This window comes from Halonotius sp. GCM10025705 (assembly GCF_042662885.1).
GTDB lineage: Archaea > Halobacteriota > Halobacteria > Halobacteriales > Haloferacaceae > Halonotius > Halonotius aquaticus.
This window is the reverse complement of the sequence record NZ_JBHSZD010000001.1, coordinates 907,181-923,817: the sequence shown is the minus strand read 5'-3', so window position 1 is coordinate 923,817 and position 16,637 is coordinate 907,181. Positions and strand designations below refer to the sequence as shown.

The 16,637-nt window shown below is 63.8% G+C and carries 12 protein-coding genes and 6 pseudogenes; 10 read left to right on the top strand and 8 right to left on the bottom strand.

Annotation, left to right across the window (positions count from 1 at the left end; all coding sequences use genetic code 11):
- The first annotated feature begins 6 nt into the window (after nt 1–6).
- The 4 genes and pseudogenes from hisC to ACFQJB_RS05230 all read left to right on the top strand — a co-directional run bounded on the left by hisC (nt 7) and on the right by ACFQJB_RS05230 (nt 2,883).
- A pseudogene (hisC, locus tag ACFQJB_RS05245) lies at nt 7–1,094 on the top strand (histidinol-phosphate transaminase).
- Nucleotides 1,095–1,126: 32 nt separating this feature from the next.
- On the top strand, nt 1,127–1,693 hold the full coding sequence (locus ACFQJB_RS05240) for an adenylate kinase family protein (RefSeq protein ID WP_379727962.1): 567 nt from the start codon (nt 1,127–1,129) through the stop codon (nt 1,691–1,693).
- Complete coding sequence (locus ACFQJB_RS05235) at nt 1,690–2,292, top strand: CDP-alcohol phosphatidyltransferase family protein (protein WP_120103137.1); 603 nt, start codon at nt 1,690–1,692, stop codon at nt 2,290–2,292. The genes ACFQJB_RS05240 and ACFQJB_RS05235 overlap by 4 nt, the downstream gene beginning before the upstream one ends.
- Before the next feature lie 48 nt (nt 2,293–2,340).
- The gene (locus ACFQJB_RS05230; protein WP_379724726.1) at nt 2,341–2,883 is read left to right on the top strand and encodes a multiprotein bridging factor aMBF1; all 543 of its coding nucleotides are present in this window, start codon (nt 2,341–2,343) and stop codon (nt 2,881–2,883) included.
- Nucleotides 2,884–2,894: 11 nt separating this feature from the next.
- Here the strand turns inward: ACFQJB_RS05230 and ACFQJB_RS05225 are convergent, their stop codons facing one another.
- Nucleotides 2,895–3,332: a DICT sensory domain-containing protein gene (locus ACFQJB_RS05225; protein WP_379724723.1), complete on the bottom strand. Its 438-nt coding sequence runs from the start codon at nt 3,330–3,332 to the stop codon at nt 2,895–2,897.
- Between the two features lie 439 nt (nt 3,333–3,771).
- Between ACFQJB_RS05225 and tpiA the strand changes: the two genes are divergently transcribed.
- Nucleotides 3,772–4,416: a triose-phosphate isomerase gene (gene tpiA, locus ACFQJB_RS05220; protein WP_120103140.1), complete on the top strand. Its 645-nt coding sequence runs from the start codon at nt 3,772–3,774 to the stop codon at nt 4,414–4,416.
- Between the two features lie 12 nt (nt 4,417–4,428).
- Here tpiA and ACFQJB_RS05215 read toward each other — a convergent pair.
- The 4 genes and pseudogenes from ACFQJB_RS05215 to ACFQJB_RS05200 form a co-directional block, all read right to left on the bottom strand.
- Nucleotides 4,429–6,251, bottom strand: a pseudogene (locus ACFQJB_RS05215) (helicase HerA domain-containing protein).
- Between the two features lie 75 nt (nt 6,252–6,326).
- Nucleotides 6,327–7,738, bottom strand: a pseudogene (locus ACFQJB_RS05210) (DNA polymerase Y family protein).
- 96 nt (nt 7,739–7,834) lie between these two features.
- Nucleotides 7,835–7,942 (bottom strand): pentapeptide repeat-containing protein, encoded by a 108-nt coding sequence (locus ACFQJB_RS05205; protein ID WP_379727960.1) that lies wholly within the window; start codon nt 7,940–7,942, stop codon nt 7,835–7,837.
- A 25-nt stretch (nt 7,943–7,967) separates the two neighbouring features.
- Nucleotides 7,968–8,489 (bottom strand): pentapeptide repeat-containing protein, encoded by a 522-nt coding sequence (locus ACFQJB_RS05200; protein ID WP_379724720.1) that lies wholly within the window; start codon nt 8,487–8,489, stop codon nt 7,968–7,970.
- 129 nt (nt 8,490–8,618) lie between these two features.
- Between ACFQJB_RS05200 and ACFQJB_RS05195 the strand changes: the two genes are divergently transcribed.
- The 3 genes from ACFQJB_RS05195 to ACFQJB_RS05185 all read left to right on the top strand — a co-directional run bounded on the left by ACFQJB_RS05195 (nt 8,619) and on the right by ACFQJB_RS05185 (nt 10,857).
- Nucleotides 8,619–9,242: a hypothetical protein gene (locus tag ACFQJB_RS05195; RefSeq protein WP_379724716.1), complete on the top strand. Its 624-nt coding sequence runs from the start codon at nt 8,619–8,621 to the stop codon at nt 9,240–9,242.
- Between the two features lie 86 nt (nt 9,243–9,328).
- The gene (locus ACFQJB_RS05190) at nt 9,329–10,576 is read left to right on the top strand and encodes a hypothetical protein (protein ID WP_379724713.1); all 1,248 of its coding nucleotides are present in this window, start codon (nt 9,329–9,331) and stop codon (nt 10,574–10,576) included.
- Entirely contained in the window at nt 10,540–10,857 is a 318-nt protein-coding gene (locus tag ACFQJB_RS05185) for a hypothetical protein (protein ID WP_379724710.1), read from the top strand. Before ACFQJB_RS05190 ends, ACFQJB_RS05185 begins: the two co-directional genes overlap by 37 nt.
- A gap of 39 nt (nt 10,858–10,896) precedes the next feature.
- Here ACFQJB_RS05185 and ACFQJB_RS05180 read toward each other — a convergent pair whose 3' ends face one another.
- Together ACFQJB_RS05180 and glyA are read right to left on the bottom strand one after the other, a co-directional pair.
- Nucleotides 10,897–11,283, bottom strand: a complete 387-nt coding sequence (locus ACFQJB_RS05180; protein ID WP_379724708.1) for a hypothetical protein — start codon at nt 11,281–11,283, stop codon at nt 10,897–10,899.
- 164 nt (nt 11,284–11,447) lie between these two features.
- Nucleotides 11,448–12,694 (bottom strand): annotated as a pseudogene (gene glyA / locus ACFQJB_RS05175) (serine hydroxymethyltransferase).
- Between the two features lie 194 nt (nt 12,695–12,888).
- Between glyA and tbsP the strand changes: the two are divergent.
- A pseudogene (gene tbsP, locus ACFQJB_RS05170) lies at nt 12,889–13,703 on the top strand (transcriptional regulator TbsP).
- A 47-nt stretch (nt 13,704–13,750) separates the two neighbouring features.
- Nucleotides 13,751–15,471, top strand: a pseudogene (locus ACFQJB_RS05165) (YcaO-like family protein).
- 29 nt (nt 15,472–15,500) lie between these two features.
- Here the strand turns inward: ACFQJB_RS05165 and ACFQJB_RS05160 are convergent.
- Entirely contained in the window at nt 15,501–16,502 is a 1,002-nt protein-coding gene (locus ACFQJB_RS05160) for a mechanosensitive ion channel family protein (protein WP_379724705.1), read from the bottom strand.
- Nucleotides 16,503–16,637: the final 135 nt, after the last annotated feature.

Below are 16,637 nucleotides of genomic sequence, written 5' to 3'. Positions count from 1 at the left end.
TCGGGTATGCAACCACGGGATCTCTCCGCGACCAGCCCGTACGTCCCAGGGCGGGGGATCGAGGAAGTCGCCCGCGATCTCGGGCTCGATCCGGCCGACCTCATCAAACTCTCCTCTAATGAGAATCCACACGGCTCTAGTCCGAAGGCTGTCGACGCTGTCCACCAGCAGGCCGACGACGGCCTCCATGTCTACCCAAAGGCGTCCCACACCGATCTCACCGAGAAGCTCGCCGCAAAGTGGGGCGTCGCCGACGAGCAGATCTGGGTCTCCCCGGCGCGGACGGCGCGATCGATTATCTCTCCCGCGCGATGTTGGAACCGGGCCAGTCGGTGCTCGTCCCCGATCCAGGCTTTTCGTACTACCGGATGAGCACACGGCACCACCACGGCGAGATCAACGAGTACGAACTCTCGAAGGCCGACGGCTTCGCCCAGACGGCCGACCTCGTCCTCGACTCGTACGACGGCGAGCGCATCATCCACATCACCTCGCCACACAACCCGACCGGCAGCGAGTGGACGCGCGAAGAGATCCGGACGCTGCTGGGTGAAGTCGACGACGAAACCCTCGTTGTCGTCGATGAGGCCTACGGCGAGTACTCCGATGAACCGAGCAGTATCGGTCTGCTGGATGAGTTTGAGAACCTTGCTGTCCTCCGAACATTCTCAAAAGCCTACGGCCTCGCAGGCCTGCGAATCGGCTACGCGGCCGTCCCTGAGTCGTGGGGCGACGCCTATGCCCGCGTCAACACACCGTTTGCGGCCAACGAGGTCGCCTGCCGCGCCGCGCTGGCGGCCCTTGATGATGATGCCCACATCGAGCAATCGGTCGACTCCGCTCAGTGGGCCCGCGAGTACATGCAGGAGAACCTTGAGGCCCCAACCTTCGACAGCGCAGCCAACTTCGTGTTGGCCGACGTTGGCGATGCCAGTCGCGTCGCCGAGGCCAGCCAGCGCGCCGGCGTCATCATCAGAGACTGCAGCAGCTTCGGGCTGCCCGGCTGTGTCCGGATCTCCTGTGGCACCCGCGAGCAGACAAAAACCGCTGTCGAGACGCTCAACGAGATCGTCGCTGAGGTGACGCCGACGTGACAGAGGAGCCGACCTCGACCGATGACCCAATGATGACCGACGACGCGACGACAACTGCATCGACAGCCAGCGACGACGTAGCCGAAACACTGGTTGTCACTGGCACGCCCGGCACCGGCAAAACGACCGCAACCGAACACCTCGCCGGTGACACCGACGCGGAGATCATCCATCTCAACGACGCGATCCGCGAGTTCGATCTCTACAGCGAGCGCGACGCTGAGCGTGACTCGCTGGTGACCGATCTTGACGCCGTCAGAGCGCATCTCGGTGAGTGGCGTGGGATCCTCGAATCACATCTCGCTCACCATATTGAGGCCGACCGCGTTGTCGTCCTTCGGTGTGAGCCGAGCGAACTCGAAACCCGGCTGCGTGATCGCGGCGACACCGACGCCAAAGCCCGCGAAAATGCCGAAAGCGAGGCCCTCGATGTCGTACTCTCGGAGGCGGTCGACCAACACGGCGCCGAAGCTGTCTACGAGATCGACACAACCGACCGTGAGCCGAGTGAGGTAGCCGCCGAGATCGCCGCCGTCCGCAACGGCGACCGCGAGCCGGATGCCGGCGGCGTCGACTTCACGGGGTATCTCGTCGGATGACACTCGATCGACTTCGACCGGTTGCCGACCGGCTGCTGACGCCGTTTGTCACCGGGGCCGACAAAATCGGGTTGACGCCGAACAGCGTCAGCGTCATCTCGCTTGGGGTCGCGGTCGCCGCGGCTGTGGCCTTCGTCATCGCCGATCCGCTGTTCTACGTCGCTGGGGCTGTCTTCGTCTTCGCCAACGGGTGGCTGGATCTGATCGACGGCGCGCTCGCTCGCCGGCAGGAGACCGCCTCTGCCGGCGGCGATCTGTTGGATCACGTGATCGACCGCTATGCCGATCTGACGATCATCGGCGGCCTCGCGGCCGGCGTCGGCAACTTCGCGCTTGGCTTTCTCGCTGTGACCGGCGTGTTGATGACCTCGTATCTCGGCACGCAGATCCAGGCGGTCGGCCTCGGGCGGGCTTACGGCGGCCTCGTCGGGCGGGCCGATCGGCTGGCGTTGATCGGCCTGACTGCTGTCGCGGCTGCCGTCGTCAGCGACCCGATTGTGGCAGGCTACGGGGTTGTTGCGTTGCTTCTGGCCTTCTTTGCGATCATCGGCCATATCACCGCCGCCCAGCGGTTCTGGGGCGCGTGGAACGATCTGTAAGTCGCCGACGGCGCATGCTTTATACCGGGGGATACGGTATCGGTGCGTATGGCCCAATGTGAGATGTGTGGTGCCGAGCAGTCGTCGCTCACCACCACAAAAGTCGAAGGGGCGAAACTGGAACTCTGTGACGAGTGTACGGAGTTCGGGACGGAGGTCAAAACCGAATCCTCGTCGTCGGGATCGAGCAAGTATTCGACCTCCAGCAGTAGCTCCGGCGCTTCGGGCGGGAGCAGCGGTTCCACGTCGACAGGATCGACGGGCAACTCGGGTAGCTCCTCGAATCAACGCCGGAAGGACATGTTCGACGACATGGACGAGATCGCCGGCGATTACGACGACCGCATCCGGGAGGCCCGCGAGGGTGAGGGCCTCACCCAGGAGGAACTCGCCAACAATCTCAACGAGAAGGCGAGTCTCATCCGAAAGCTCGAACGCGGCGACGTCCTGCCAAGCGACGGTGTCCGCAAGAAACTCGAATCGGCGTTCGATATCACGCTCACCGAGGGAGCCGATGTCGACGACACCGAGTGGTCAGGCGAATCCACCGGGTCGATGACGCTGGGCGACGTGGTCGAACGGAAGGACTGATCACGGTCAACTCAGACGACGTGTGAGTCCTCGTCGGCGTCGAGATCGGCCGTCGTTCCAACATCGCCGTAGTTGCCTTTGAGGTAGCCGATCAGGTATTCGACGGTTTTCGGATCGTACGTCCAAAAGCCGTAGAACTCCCGGTCGCCGCGCTCCTCGGCTAACAGCGCACACATGTTTTCGTCGACGCCGTCGCCGTCGTAGGCGACAAACCAGGTCTTCTGAATCTCCTCGTCATTTTCAATGTGGAGGGTGAAGTGTTCGTGATCCGGCACGACCGGGCTGTCGTTGACCGGTGCAGCGTAGGTGTGTACCGACAGCGCGGTGTGTTCACCAAGTTGGTTGTAGGCGTCTGTCTGGCCATCCAACACTGAAAGCGTCTGAAACCCAGCGTGGAGTTCCCCGCTGCCGATCCGCCAGGCGCGATCCTCGATCTCCCGGGAGGCCATAAACATCTCCTCAATCGAGTAGGAGGTAAACAGCGTCTCATCGAGGTGATCAAGGATCGGGCTTCGCTCGACGCCCGTTGCTGTCGACTGCTCTGCCGCTGGGGGCGGTAGATGTCGTCTAAGGAAACCGCGGTCACAAAGGCATCCTCGCGGCTGAGGATCGCAAACTGTTCGGGCTCCTCCGGAAGCGTCCGGGTATCGATAGTGAGATGTCGATCCTCATACTGTTCGCGGAGGTCGTCGACGACGGAATCAGGTGTGTTGACGACCGTCAGCGTCATCGTGCGGGCTTCGATATCCGCGATGAGCTCTCGCAACGACATCCCTACTACCAGCCACCTTACCACGGGAGGTATTTGATAATTTGTGAACAATTCTGACAGGTCGGGCCGGCGGCCGAAAGATGAAGCTATATCACCCCGGCGACAAACCATGAGGTATGTTCATCTTGGTGAACCTGAAAGCGTATCCGTGTGATCCGATCGAAGTCGCCACCGCCGCCCGCGATGTCGCCGAGGACGCCGGCGTCCGCATCGCTGTCTCGCCGCAGGCCGCCCACCTCGAATCCGTCGCCGACACCGGCGTCGAAACGTGGGCCCAACACGTTTCGCCGAACGGCTACGGTAGTTTCACCGGCAGCACGCTCGCGGAGGCCGTCGCCGAGGCCGGCGCGGAAGGGACGCTGCTCAACCACTCGGAAAACCGCCGCAAGCTCGCCGACATCGACGCCGCGGTACGGGCCGCCGAACGCGCCGGCCTCGAAACCTGTGTCTGTGCAAACAACCCAGATCAGATCGCCGCCGCCGCGGCCCTGCAGCCGGATTCGGTCGCCGTCGAACCGCCGGAACTCATCGGCGGTGATGTATCGGTCGCCACGGCCGATCCGGATATCGTCACCGACGCTGTCGCCGCCGCTGGCGGCGTTGACGAGGACGTCGACGTTTACTGTGGTGCAGGAATCTCAACGGGCGACGACGTAACGACCGCCGAAGAGCTCGGTGCCTCGGGGATCCTGCTGGCCAGCGGGGTCGCCAAAGCCGACGATCCGCGGGCCGCCCTCGAAGATCTCGTCTCCGGGCTCTAAGCGACGGTCGCCTTATTCTGGCTCGGACACATCATCGAGAAAGCTGGCTTCGACTGACTGTACCATCGTCGCCAGCTCGCTGTCGGTGAGCGTATCGGCGTAGGCCTCCCGGATGAGTTCTGGGATCGCGTACCGGTAGCGGCCCTCACCAACGTGGCGAATCAGCTGTGACTGTCGGAGCGGCCGGTTGCGGCTGTAGGCGAGTTGGTGGTCGTCGTCGCCGCCGGCCGCGATATGCGCTGAGACGGGGTCGCTTTCTTCATCCTCGCGGTAATGTTCTAACATCCCAACCGATCGCAGCGGCAGGTCGGCGATGCGGTCTTTGAGTTCTGTGACGACCGCCTCGCGGGTGCCGTGTTCGACTGCCTCGACGAACTCCATGGCCTCCTCGGCGATGTCGCTGCGGGTGACGGTACCGAACCGCGTCGACGTGGGCGCGCTCCCACCGGGCGACCCTGTGGTTTCCTCGGGGCCAGTTACCTCCGAGGGATCGACCGGCTGGGGATCGATCGGGGCCGAGCCGTCGTATGCTGTCTCGTCCGTGCTATCGTCGTCACTGGTCGCCTCGTTGGCAATGGCCTCAGCCGCCGTGGCGTCGTCTTCTGCGGCTTCGGCGACCGCGTTGGCGAAATCAGCCGGCGTGAGATCATCGCCGAAGACGCCGTCGGCCGTCATCTCAGCCCCGCTTGTCTCGGTGTCAGTCGTCGCGCTGTCGGCGGGGGCTGTGTCAGCCTCCGAGTCAGCGGCCATGTCGGTGGGCTCATCTGGGCCGCGGTAGGCGGCTTCGGATCGCTGCAACATCGCTTGGGCAAACTGGTCGGCCATCCGGCTCAGGTCGCGGGCTTCCTCAAGTTCGCGTTCTGGTTCCTTGATTCGGGCGTCCTTTTTATCAAGCTCTTGACGGAGGTCAGCCAACTCGCTTTCGCGGCGGGCCTTTTCGTCGGAGATCTGAGTGAGTTCAGAGACCAGATCGTCGCTGACCGATTTGAGCTCCGGCTGTTCGATATCCTCAAGGCCGGGGTTGCCCCGGCGTCGAAGGTTTCCTTGCGGTGGAACTGCACCCGGCGGATATCGTCTGACCAGTCGGCGACAAGGAAGCCCTCGCCGTCAGCCAACTCCTCGACGGCGTCGGCGTACTCCGAGCCAAGAATGCGCCCGACGACTTTGGTGTCGTTGCGCCAGGTGAGCCGGTGCCAGACGAGCCAATCACACTGCGTGATGAAGTCCTTCTTCACATCGGCCGGGCGCTGGCTGATGCCGACGATCCCGAGGCCGTGTTTCCGGCCGCGTTTGCCGATCTTGATCAGCATCTTGCCGGCCTCGCCCATCCCGCCCTGTTCAGGGATGTACTCGTGGCACTCCTCGATGACCAAGAGGAAGGGCTTTTTCAGCTTCTTTTCTTTCGCAAAGAGGTGGCGGGCGGTCTCTAAGAGCAGTTCGTTGGCGTCCTCGTCGTCGAGATACCCCGATACGTCAAGGATGATCGGGATGTTCTCTTCGAGGGCCAAGGAGGCGATCTTCTCGGCATGATCGGCGGTGACCTGGATATCGCATTCCTCGTCGGCCCCGACGTGGAGGATTTCGTAGGCTTCCTTGAGACCATAGTACTCCCCATCACTGTCGACGATGAGGACAGGGAAGTTGTTATCAAGGAGATTTTCCAGCATCACCGAGGCTGTGTTTGATTTCCCGCTGCCGCTTTTGCCTGTGATGAAGCCGCGGCCCGTGAGGAGATCGACGACCGGCAACTCGACGGCTGTCCCGGGGGCGATGGCGTCGGTGCCGCCGGGGCCAGCACTCACGTCCGCGACCGTGATGGTTTCCTCGCTGCTCATTTACCTATTCGTCTGTGTGAGCCCACATAGTTCCTGTTGTCGGTTGTGTCGGTGGTGTCAGCCGGCTGTCTGACGTTAGTCGAACGATCCGAGCGAGGACTGCCCGTCGTCGTTCGTGGTCGGTCGTGTTGGGCCATCAGTGCCCCCACCGTCGCTCTCGTCGTCGACCCAGTCAGTGAGTTGGGCGTCGATGTCGACAGCGTGCTCAACAGGGGCGGGATTCGCCCAGTCGCTGTCGGCGTCGATATCGGCGGCGTCGCCAGCAGACTCACCAGCAGCGAGGCTTGCGGCGTCGAAGCCATCAAGTCTGGCCTGCTCACCCGCGGCAAAGCTGAGATTCGAGACCCGAACGCCGAGTTTGCGAACCGGTGTGTCCGCAAACTCTTCGAGTAACTCAAGGGAGATCGCTTCGACAAGGTCGGGGTCGTCAACCGGCCCGGACAGCGAGGAGGCACGCGTGTTGACATCGAACGGCGGGGTGACGACCTTGATCCCGACGGTCTGGTACATCGCGTCGCGGCTCCGGGCGCGGGCGGCGACATCGGCTGCAAGCGCACTGACCCGCTCACGTTTGGCCTCTGGATCCTCGGTCGCCTCGGTGAACGCCGACTCTCTGGAGAGACTTTTCGGGCGACCGGTTGGTGTCACCTCGCGGTCGTCGTCGCCACGGGCGCGAGCGACGAGTTCCCGGCCGCGCTCACCAAAGCGATCGACAAGGACGGTCGGATCGGCGGCCGCGAGGTCGCCGGCGGTCTCGATGCCCATCTCGGCGAGTTCGCGCTCGGTCACCGGCCCGACGCCGTGGATCGCCGCCACCGGCAGCGGCCCGAGAAAGGCTGCCACCTCAGCGGGCCGGACGACAGTCAGCCCGTCGGGCTTGTCGTGATCGCTGGCAACCTTCGCGGTCGCCATATTTGGGGCGACGCCGACGCTGCTGGCACGCCGACCTCGCGGCTGATCCGCTGTTTGACATGGCGGGCGTACCCCTCCGCGATCGTCCGGGTGTCGTCGGCATCACTGTCGTCGCTATCGGCATCGCCGTCCGCGTCGTCGACGAGGCCCCAACTCGTGCGGTCGGTCACATCGAGATACGCTTCGTCGATGCTGACCTCACGGACAACGGCGGCGCAGTCATGGAGAATCTCCTTCACGTCGCTGGCGACTTCCTCGTAGAAATCGAGGTCGACAGGGCGGTAGTGGCCGGCCGGTTCCGCGTCGGTCTCGGCAGCCCGCGGGAGCGACTCAAGGGCCTGACTGATCGGTTGGGCACTCTCGATCCCGTGGTCGCGGGCCTCATAGCTCGCTGTAGCGACCGCGCCATGGGGTTCGCCGGCCGCATAGCCCATCCCGACGACGAGGGGCTCGCCACGGAGCTCGGGCTCACGGAGCCGTTCACACGACGCATAAAAGCAGTCCATATCGACATGGAGGATGATCCGCGCGTCGCCGTCATCGCTGTCGGCGTCGGTGAAGGCGTCGAACGTCATGGCGAAAGCGTCCCCGTTTGGTCTGCGTTCAGTCCCGTCGTAGCCACTGCTAACGAGTGATTCGACAGCCACCAGCAAGAGCGTGACGGCGGGCGGTCACTGGCTGGCCCACAGCGTCGCCTGCGTGAGGGTCGTGCCGGTGAGATCGGCATCCTCGATGTTGGCGTCGACGAGCACCGCATCGGTGAGATCGGCATCGGTCAGATCAGCCCCCAGAGGAAGGCATCGGTCAGATCCGCCCCGGAGAGGTCAGCCCCGCCAAATTTGTCTGCCACAGCAGGGAATCGGTCAGATCGGCATTCCTGAGATCAGCCCCGCGGCAGTCAGCCCGACTGAGCCCAGCATTGTGGAGATCCGCGCCTCGGAGTGTCGCCTCGCCTAACAGGGCCCCGCCGAGGTCGGCATTCGTCAACGTGGCCCCGGTCAGATCGGCACGGGTGAGGTCGGCCCCGGTGAGCGCGGTATTCGCCAGTGGCACCGCCGTCCCGAGCTGGCAGTCCCGCAGGATCGCACCATCAAGCAGGTGGGCGACGGTGCGGTGCTGTGCACGCATCGCCGGCGACGGGCAGGCCTCGGCCAGCGCGGTCGCTGCCTTCGGTGTTCGATCAGCATGCCAGAGACAGCGATCGGCGTCGGCCAGCGTGGGCCGGAAGCAACACGACTGGTGGATCGGCCGGCCGGTGGCGACTGCCACGCGATCGCAGTCCCGCGGCCACGCGTAGCCACATCGCTCCGCTGGCACCCCATCCATACCACCCCCACGACGGCGCTCCGAATAAAGCCCGCTGATCGACGGCTATGCGACGCCATGGGGTGTGAGTCTCGGGTAAGGTATACTACTAAGTACACTCGTTCGGTAGCGAATGGTAATGACAGAGCGATGGAGCCGATAAACAAAGACGATATCACGGTAACGAAGTCGTACAAGGACTTCGACGACGGCCCGGCCGGCATCGAGTACTACATCCGGTTGTGGTCGCCGGGGCCGAAGACTGTCACCATCCGGGAGCCGATCCCGGCTGCCGCCGATGCCAACCGCGTCGCCTCCAGAGCCGACGACGACCTGGCGTGGACGATCGAAGACGACCAGCTCGTCTTCAGCACCCGGATCGACAGCGACGGGGTTCGGACCGCCTACACCTACGAGGGGGCGTTGAAATCGAACCTCAGCGAGTGGATGCAGGAACCCGAGATCGAGATCACCGATCCCGACGGTGCCGCCGACATCGACGACGAGACAGCTGCGGCGACGGCAGCTGCGACTGACGCATCGAGCGACGTCGACAACGAAGGTACTACCGCGGAGCCCAGCGTCGATGTCGACGGCGAGGAAGATGGTGATGACGATGTCGAGGAGCTGCTGATGACGACAGCGATATCGAGGCGGACGCCGATAGCGAGGCGACCGCTGTCGACGACGCGGCGGTCGATACCGACGACGAGACGGTCGACACCGACGACGAAACAGACGGTATCGACGATGAAGCCGATCGTGATGAGGTAACTGACGCCGAGACAGCGGCCGACGTTACCGAGGAGTCGGCGTCGCTCACCGACGACACTGTCGAGTTAGCGACCGATGCCGAGCCGTTGCATCCCGACGACGCGCTGATCGACGAGGCCGAAGCCGACGTGCTTCGCGTCGTGCTCAACAACCCGGAGCTGTCAAACGCCGAGGTCGCCTCGCAAACCGACACCCGGGTCGCCTTCGTCAGAGACACCCGCGATCAATACGAGGCCGCCGTCGAACTGCCACCCGAGGCGCAGACTGACGAGGCTTCGACGGCCGAGCAGGCCGATTCGACGACCGACGACGTATCGCCAGCCGAAGACACCACCGCAACTACCCAATCTATGACCGACGACACAGCCGACACCACCGACGACGCACAGTCCCCGGACGACGAAGCTGACGCTACCGAGGAGTCGAGTGAGGCCGACGCGGCCGCAACTGAGACCGAGGAGTCGACAGCAACCCACGACGAGGCGTCGCCCGATGAGGACACGGCCGAAGAGCCGGCTGACGACGCAGCCGCCGACGAATCGGACGACGAGGAGGAGCCCGCCGAGGTGCCGGCTTCAACAGCTGATGAGGAGCCTGCACTGTCCGACAGCGACGAGGCCGATGTCGTCGCGGCAGCCGAACGCGCCGAGTCAGCGATCGGGCAGGAACTCCTCGACAGCATCAACGGGATCAAGGAAACCGTCGAGAAGGCCTCCGTCGGCAGCGGCCAATACGAGGCCCGCATCCGGCGGCTGGAAACCGAGTTGAGCAAGCTCCAGGCCTACACCTCGGCCTTAGAGGAGTTCCTCAGCGAGAACGGCACGGGCAGCGAGATCATCGAATCCACCCGCGAAGAGCTCGCTTCGATGCAGGCCGATGTCGAAGCCCTCCAGTCAGAGACGCGCTCGCATGAGACGGCGTTGACCGAACTCAAAAACGACGTCAACGAGCTTGAAGACGAGCTGTGGAGCAACAACAAAACTATCGACAGCATCGAATCCACGCTCGAAACCCACCGCGGCGGGATCGATGCGGTACAGGATCGGGTCGATGCGATCGACGAGGAGATCGATACCGTCGAGACAAATCTGTCGGACGAGCTTGACGCCCACGCCGAGGAGATCGAGGGACTCGACGAGACAACCGACGCTCACGACGCAGCGATCGACGCCCTAGAGGAGACAACCGCCAACCACGGCGAGTCGATTACTGACCTTGATGAGACGACAGACGCCCACGACGAGGCGATCGACGCCCTGAGGAGACAACCGCAGACAACGAGGCCGACATCGCCGATGTGTCAGCGGAGGTCGACGGTGTCGCCGACTCACTGAGCGACCTCAGCGAGGAGGTCGACGCAGGCTTCGAGGCGTCCGATGATCACCGCGCGGAGTTGGCGGCAACACTCGATGAACACGCCGAGGAACTCTCTTCGCTGTCCGCAGAGATCGAGTCCATCGGCAGCGACGTGGCGACGCTCGAAGACCGGCTCTCCGAGGAGGGCGATGTCGGCGAGCGCATCAGTGATATCGAAGGCGAACTCGACGATCTCTCACAGTGGCGGAAGAAGCTCCAATCGACGCTGCTGGGCGGCGACACCGGCGGCGACTCATAAACGCTCAGAAACACAGTTTTCAGCAGTTCTCGCGCGCTGTTATCCTCGGTGTCGCTCGTGAATAATCGAGCGAGCGATCCGGACGGCGGCCTCAAGATCGGGATTTGATCGCACGTCAAAGGCCTCGGTTTCGGCGCGAACGACAAACGTTTGGAGGGCCTCGACTTCTGCTCGTTCTAACAGGGAGGCTGTGATGTCGCCACGCTCGTAGGCCTCGGTGAGTCGGACGACCGGATCGTGGTGTTCGAGATCAAGATCGAACTCGAACCCACCGGCGTGATCGACAGTGCCGTCAGCCTGAGCGTGTGATGCCGGCGTCGACTGTGATGGCGATGCCTCATCGGTTGCCGAGAGCGGTACCTCCTCAGGTGGCGGCGATGAATCGCCGAGTGAGCGGTCGCCGGTGGAACAGGATGTGGAACTCATAGCTGCGACGTGATCAGCGTGCGAAGACGCGGTGTCGCCGCCCGACTCCCCCATGGGCTGGCCGACAGGTGCACGCTGGAATACACGTCGAGTAAAATAGTGGCTCAGTAATAAGAACCCGTCAGACGCAGGTCAGACGCCGGGGGTGGACAGCGTCGGTCAGGTTACTCGTACAGCGGATAGGCCGCACAGAGTTCGTCGATCCGCTCGCTGACCTCGTCGATGACGCGCTGGTCGTCGTGGTTGTCGACAACGCGGTAGATCAACTCACCGACCTCGGCGGTCGCTTCTTCATCGAACCCGCGGGTCGTCAGGCCGGGCGTCCCGGCGCGGATGCCGCTGGGGTTGAACGGCGAGCGTGTCTCGCCCGGCACGGTGTTGGCGTTGAGGACGATCCCGGCCTCAGCGAGCGCGTCTTCGGCCTCGCCGCCCGGCAGATCAGGGTGTGATTCGCGGAGATCAACAAGCACGAGGTGGGTGTCGGTGCCGCCGGAGACGACCTCGAAGCCGTGGTCGGCAAACGTCTCAGCCAGCACGTCGGCGTTGTCGACGACCTGTTGGGCGTACTCCTCAAAGTCTGGCTGGAGGGCTTCCTTGAAGCCGACGGCCTTGCCGGCGATGTTGTGCATGAGCGGGCCGCCCTGTCCGCCGGGGAAGACCGCGTTGTCGATGTCGTCGGCGTGTTCCTCGCTGGTCATCACGATACCGCCGCGACCGGCACGGATCGTTTTGTGGGTCGATCCCGTCACGAAGTCGGTGACACCGACCGGTGACTGGTGGACGCCGGCGGCGACGAGGCCGGTGATGTGAGCGATATCAGCAAGATGGTAGGCACCCACGTCGTCGGCAACGTCCTGAATTCGCTCCCACTCAACCTCACGCGGATAAGCAGAGTACCCCGAAACGATCATATCGGGATCGAACTCATCGGCCATCTCGGCGAGCCCATCGTAGTCGAGATAGCCGGTTTCGGGATCGACCTCGTACTGTTCGACCTCGTAGAACTGGCCGACGAAGTTTGCGGGATGGCCATGGCTGAGGTGGCCGCCGTGTGTCAGATCCAAGGAGAGGATTTTGTCGCCCGGGTCGAGGGTCGCAAAGTAGACGGCCTGATTAGCCTGGGTGCCCGAGTGCGGCTGGACGTTGACGTGTTCGGCCCCCAGAGCTCCTTCGCGCGGTCGATTGCGAGCTGTTCGACCTCGTCGGCGTACTCACAGCCGGCGTAGTAGCGTTTGCCCGGATACCCCTCGGCGTACTTGTTGGTCAGCGCGCTGCCCTGTGCCTCAAGTACTGCCTTGCTGACATGGTTCTCGCTGGCGATCATTGCCAACGTCTCTTCCTGCCGAGTATCCTCGCCGGCAAGGGCGTCTGCGACCGCCGAATCGACCGCACGAACCTGCTCGTAGTCCATACTGAAAGGGGGCCGCTCAGGCCAATAAGTGTGTCTGTACACGGTCAGCCCACCAGTTGATCGGGGCAGCAGTGTGGCCGACAACAGAGATTTATTAGCGCTGCCAGTCGCTTAATTTAGCCAAAAATCGAGTAATGAACGCTCCGCTCGTCGATAATATTAAGTGTTGCTTCGCCCCTAATTCGCTCAACAAGATGGCGTCGAACACACATACAGCAGACCGCCGAGAGCTGCTCACAACGACACTGACCGCGGCGAGCAACGACTGTTGGCTCATCGATCCAACCCCGAGACGATTGCGGCGGTTGTCGATGTCGCCAGCGACGCCGACTCGCTTCCCCGACTGCGGCTGTTGGCCGCCGAGGACGCGCTCAAAGCCACCTTCGAGGACTTTCTGGTCGCCAGCCGCACCGCGGATCTGATCGCCGACGATGCGCTTGCGGTGCGGACACTCGACGCGCCGACGGCGAACTCGCTGATTCTCACCGAGGAGGCGGTCACAGCCGTCGTCGCCGCCGGCGAACAGGTCGCCGGGCTCCGTACCGACGACAGCGAGTTCGTCGAAACAACCCGGGAGACCATCGCCGATCAGTGGGCAGCAGCCGATCCCTTCCGACTGCGAACCCCCGCGATCTCACAGATCCGAGCCACACTGGCCGAGGAGATCGGCGCAGCCATCCGCGAGGATTTCGATCAGCTGCTGGCCTCCCTTGAGACGGCTCGCGGCGACGGCGATGGCCTCGATGAGGTGACGATCTCACTGCTCATCGCCGCGAAAAACGAGGTGCTGCTGTATGACATCTCAAAGTGGGGTGAGGATGTCGGCATCGCCAGCAAGGCCACCTTCTCACGAACCAAGAGCCGACTGGAGGAGTCCGGCGTCATCACCACAGAGAAGGTACCGATCGACGTCGGGCGGCCGCGGCTCCGCCTCCAACTCGGCGACGACCGACTGCGGGAGGCCCCCACCGACACCCTCGCTGCCGTCGCCACAGATATACTCAGCTAAGCGGCCGGAGTCGACCCGTTTTTGCGTTGTGCCGTCATGGCCGACGTATGGAACTCGCGGTCTGCGGTCGCGGCCCCGCTGTCGACGCCATCGCGGCCGCCGCCGAGGATATCGACGGTACTGTCCGCCAAATCGAGCCGGCAGCCCTCAGCGACGATAGCACTTCGTTGCCCGCAACCGGGGCGGTCGTCGCCCCGACTGGCGCGGAAGTGTTTCCGGCGGCAACCGTTCATTTTGACCACTGGGTTGCTGTCGAGATCGGTGGTCTCGGCGGCTACCCGATCGGCGATATCGACGCGGCAGTGACGACATTTGGCCCTGATACAGCCTGTTATCGCTGTCTGACCCACCGAGTTGGTGCCCACGAGGACGCATCCGGTGAGAGTCCTCACGGCAATCGCAGTACGGTGCGGCTGGCCGGAGCTATCGCCGGCAACCGGCTCATCTCGCTGCTGGCTGGCGAGGCCACCGCCGGCACAATCAGAGAGCTTCCAGGCCCTGAGCGACACCTGCTGTCGGTGCCGGACTGTGACTGCGGGAGCGACGAGGGGCCTTCGCGGTCGCTCCCACTGACCCATCGCAGCGTCGACGTCGACGACGCGTTGACGCGAGCCGAGCGCGCCGTCGACGAGCGGGTCGGCCTCGTCACAAGCGTCGGCGAACGCGAGTCGTTCCCGGTGCCCTACTACATCGCCGATATCGCCGACACCACGGGCTTCAGTGACACAGCGGCCGCCGACTTCGCTGCCGGGGTCGACCCTGACTGGGATCGGGCCTACATGAAAGCGATCGGTGAGGCACTTGAGCGATACAGTGCTGGCGTGTATCGAACGCGAGCGGCGACCCGTGGGTCGGAACGAACGCTGGCTGCCCCAATTTCGCCGCGTCGGTTTGTGCGCCCAGAGGGATTCGACCACCCGGAGCCAGACCACCGGATCGATTGGATCGAAGGGCGATCGCTGCCGGACGGCGAGGGGTGTCGCTGCCGGCGGAGTTTGTCTGGTTTCCGCCGCCCACGCAGCGATACCGTCCGGCGATCACGACCGGGCTTGGCCTCGGAAACTCGCCGGTCGAGGCGGTGCTCGCGGGGCTGTATGAGGTGATCGAACGCGACGCGACGATGCTCGCGTGGTACTCGACGTTCGAGCCGCTGGGGCTGACGGTCGACGACGACGACGTTGTCGACGAGTTGACCAAGCGGGCACGGGCTGAGTCGCTGACTGTCACCCTGCTGCTTGTCACACAGGATATCGATGTGCCGGTCGTGGCCGCCGCCGTCCACCGCGACGGTGAGTGGCCCAAGTTTGCCGTTGGCTCGGGAGCCAACCTTGATCCGGTTTCCGCGGCGCGGTCGGCCCTTGCTGAGGCCCTCCAAAACTGGATGGAACTCCGGACGATGGGCCCCGAGATGGCCGCCGATCAGGGCGGCGCAATCGCCGAGTACGCGGAGCTGCCGGCGGCCGCCGAGTCGTTTGTTGCCCCCGACAGCCGGATTCCAGCCGAGAGGATTGGCGAGCCGGCGGTGACCGGTGCGGCTGAATTGAGGGCTGTTTGTGACCGGCTGTCGGCAGTTGATCTGGACGCCTACGCGGCGCGGCTGACGACCCGCGATGTTGACGCCCTTGGGTTCGAGGCGGTTCGGGCCGTGGTACCGGAAGCCCAGCCGCTGTTTACCGGAGAGCCGTATTTTGGGGAGCGCGCCCGTTCGGTGCCCGAATCAATGGGCTTCGAACCGCGGCTGGATCGGTCGTACCATCCCTATCCGTAGCGTCGGCGAACGCGGTCGTCAATCCCGGATTAGCTGTCGTCGGACGGTGAATCCGCAGCAACGTCGTCGACCGGGCTAGCCGGCTCGGCTGCTGGTGGCTCTTCTGAGTGGAGCTCACCCGGCGCAGGCCGTGAGCGATCATCAAAGACGAGTTGCCGGTGGGGGTAGGCCATCTCAAGGGTGGCCTCGGCGTCGATGAACCGCTGGCGGATCGCGGTGCGGACCGCAGATTCGACGGTGGCGATCTTGTAGGGTTTCGTTACCCAGTAGCGCAACCGAAGCAACACGCCGTTGTCGGCGAAATCAGCGATAAAACAGCCGGGGGTTGCGGGGTACCGCGCGCTGCCGACCCGGATATCCGGGCCGCCGTTGATCACGTCGTCGGTGTCTCGGGCGGCCAACTCCATCTGGCGGCGGGCCTCCGGGATATCGGACTCGTAGGTAACCAACACGTCAAGCGAGAGTCGGGTGCGTTCGTCCTCCGCGGAGTAGTTGGTCACATCCCGGTCGCGGACGTTGCCGTTTGGAATGACCAGAAACGTGTTGTCGAGGGTGAATATCTTGGTATAGCGGATCGTAATGTCGTCGACAAAGCCGCGGGTGCCGTCGTCAAGTTCGATCATATCACCGATCTCGAAGGGTTGGTCGGCCAACACGAAGATCCCGTTGAGCACGTTGCCGACGATCGGCGCGAGGATGATACCGACGACCGCCGAGAAGACGGTCACCGACAGGACGATGTTGCCGATCTGGAGGCCGACAAGCGAGCCGGCGACAATGAGCGTGAGGGCGATCGTGGTGGCGCGAACGCCGCCTAAGACGATCTGGGCGACGCTCTGGCGTTCGAACCGGCGGGCGATCGGCCGCCCCAGGAGGCTCACGAGCACCTTTGACAGCGAGACGCCAAGGGCGACAACGAGCAGCGCGGCGACAATCCGGTGGCCAGGGAACTGCAGCCACGCTGGCAGCAACGCCGTGGCCACCTCGGCGGCTGCGGCCTCCGTGGCTCCCGCCGGTTGGGTGGTCGTCATTGGCTGCACCTCTCCGCCGCGGCGAAAAAGACTTGTCCTCCGCGATCTCGCTGGCGGTCGACGCCGCCAACCTGAGGTACTGTGTTCCGAAACAAGGTGCAACTCAGCAAAGAGTAAATTTCATACACACGGGCG

Bases quoted from the DNA above. Each gene is read 5' to 3' on its own strand.
- ACFQJB_RS05240 (WP_379727962.1), top strand. From the start codon at position 1,127: ATGACCGACGACGCGACGACAACTGCATCGACAGCCAGCGACGACGTA.
- ACFQJB_RS05235 (WP_120103137.1), top strand. From the start codon at position 1,690: ATGACACTCGATCGACTTCGACCGGTTGCCGACCGGCTGCTGACGCCG.
- ACFQJB_RS05230 (WP_379724726.1), top strand. From the start codon at position 2,341: ATGGCCCAATGTGAGATGTGTGGTGCCGAGCAGTCGTCGCTCACCACC.
- ACFQJB_RS05225 (WP_379724723.1), bottom strand. From the start codon at position 3,332: ATGGCCTCCCGGGAGATCGAGGATCGCGCCTGGCGGATCGGCAGCGGG.
- tpiA (WP_120103140.1), top strand. From the start codon at position 3,772: ATGTTCATCTTGGTGAACCTGAAAGCGTATCCGTGTGATCCGATCGAA.
- ACFQJB_RS05200 (WP_379724720.1), bottom strand. From the start codon at position 8,489: ATGGATGGGGTGCCAGCGGAGCGATGTGGCTACGCGTGGCCGCGGGAC.
- ACFQJB_RS05195 (WP_379724716.1), top strand. From the start codon at position 8,619: ATGGAGCCGATAAACAAAGACGATATCACGGTAACGAAGTCGTACAAG.
- ACFQJB_RS05180 (WP_379724708.1), bottom strand. From the start codon at position 11,283: ATGAGTTCCACATCCTGTTCCACCGGCGACCGCTCACTCGGCGATTCA.
- ACFQJB_RS05160 (WP_379724705.1), bottom strand. From the start codon at position 16,502: ATGACGACCACCCAACCGGCGGGAGCCACGGAGGCCGCAGCCGCCGAG.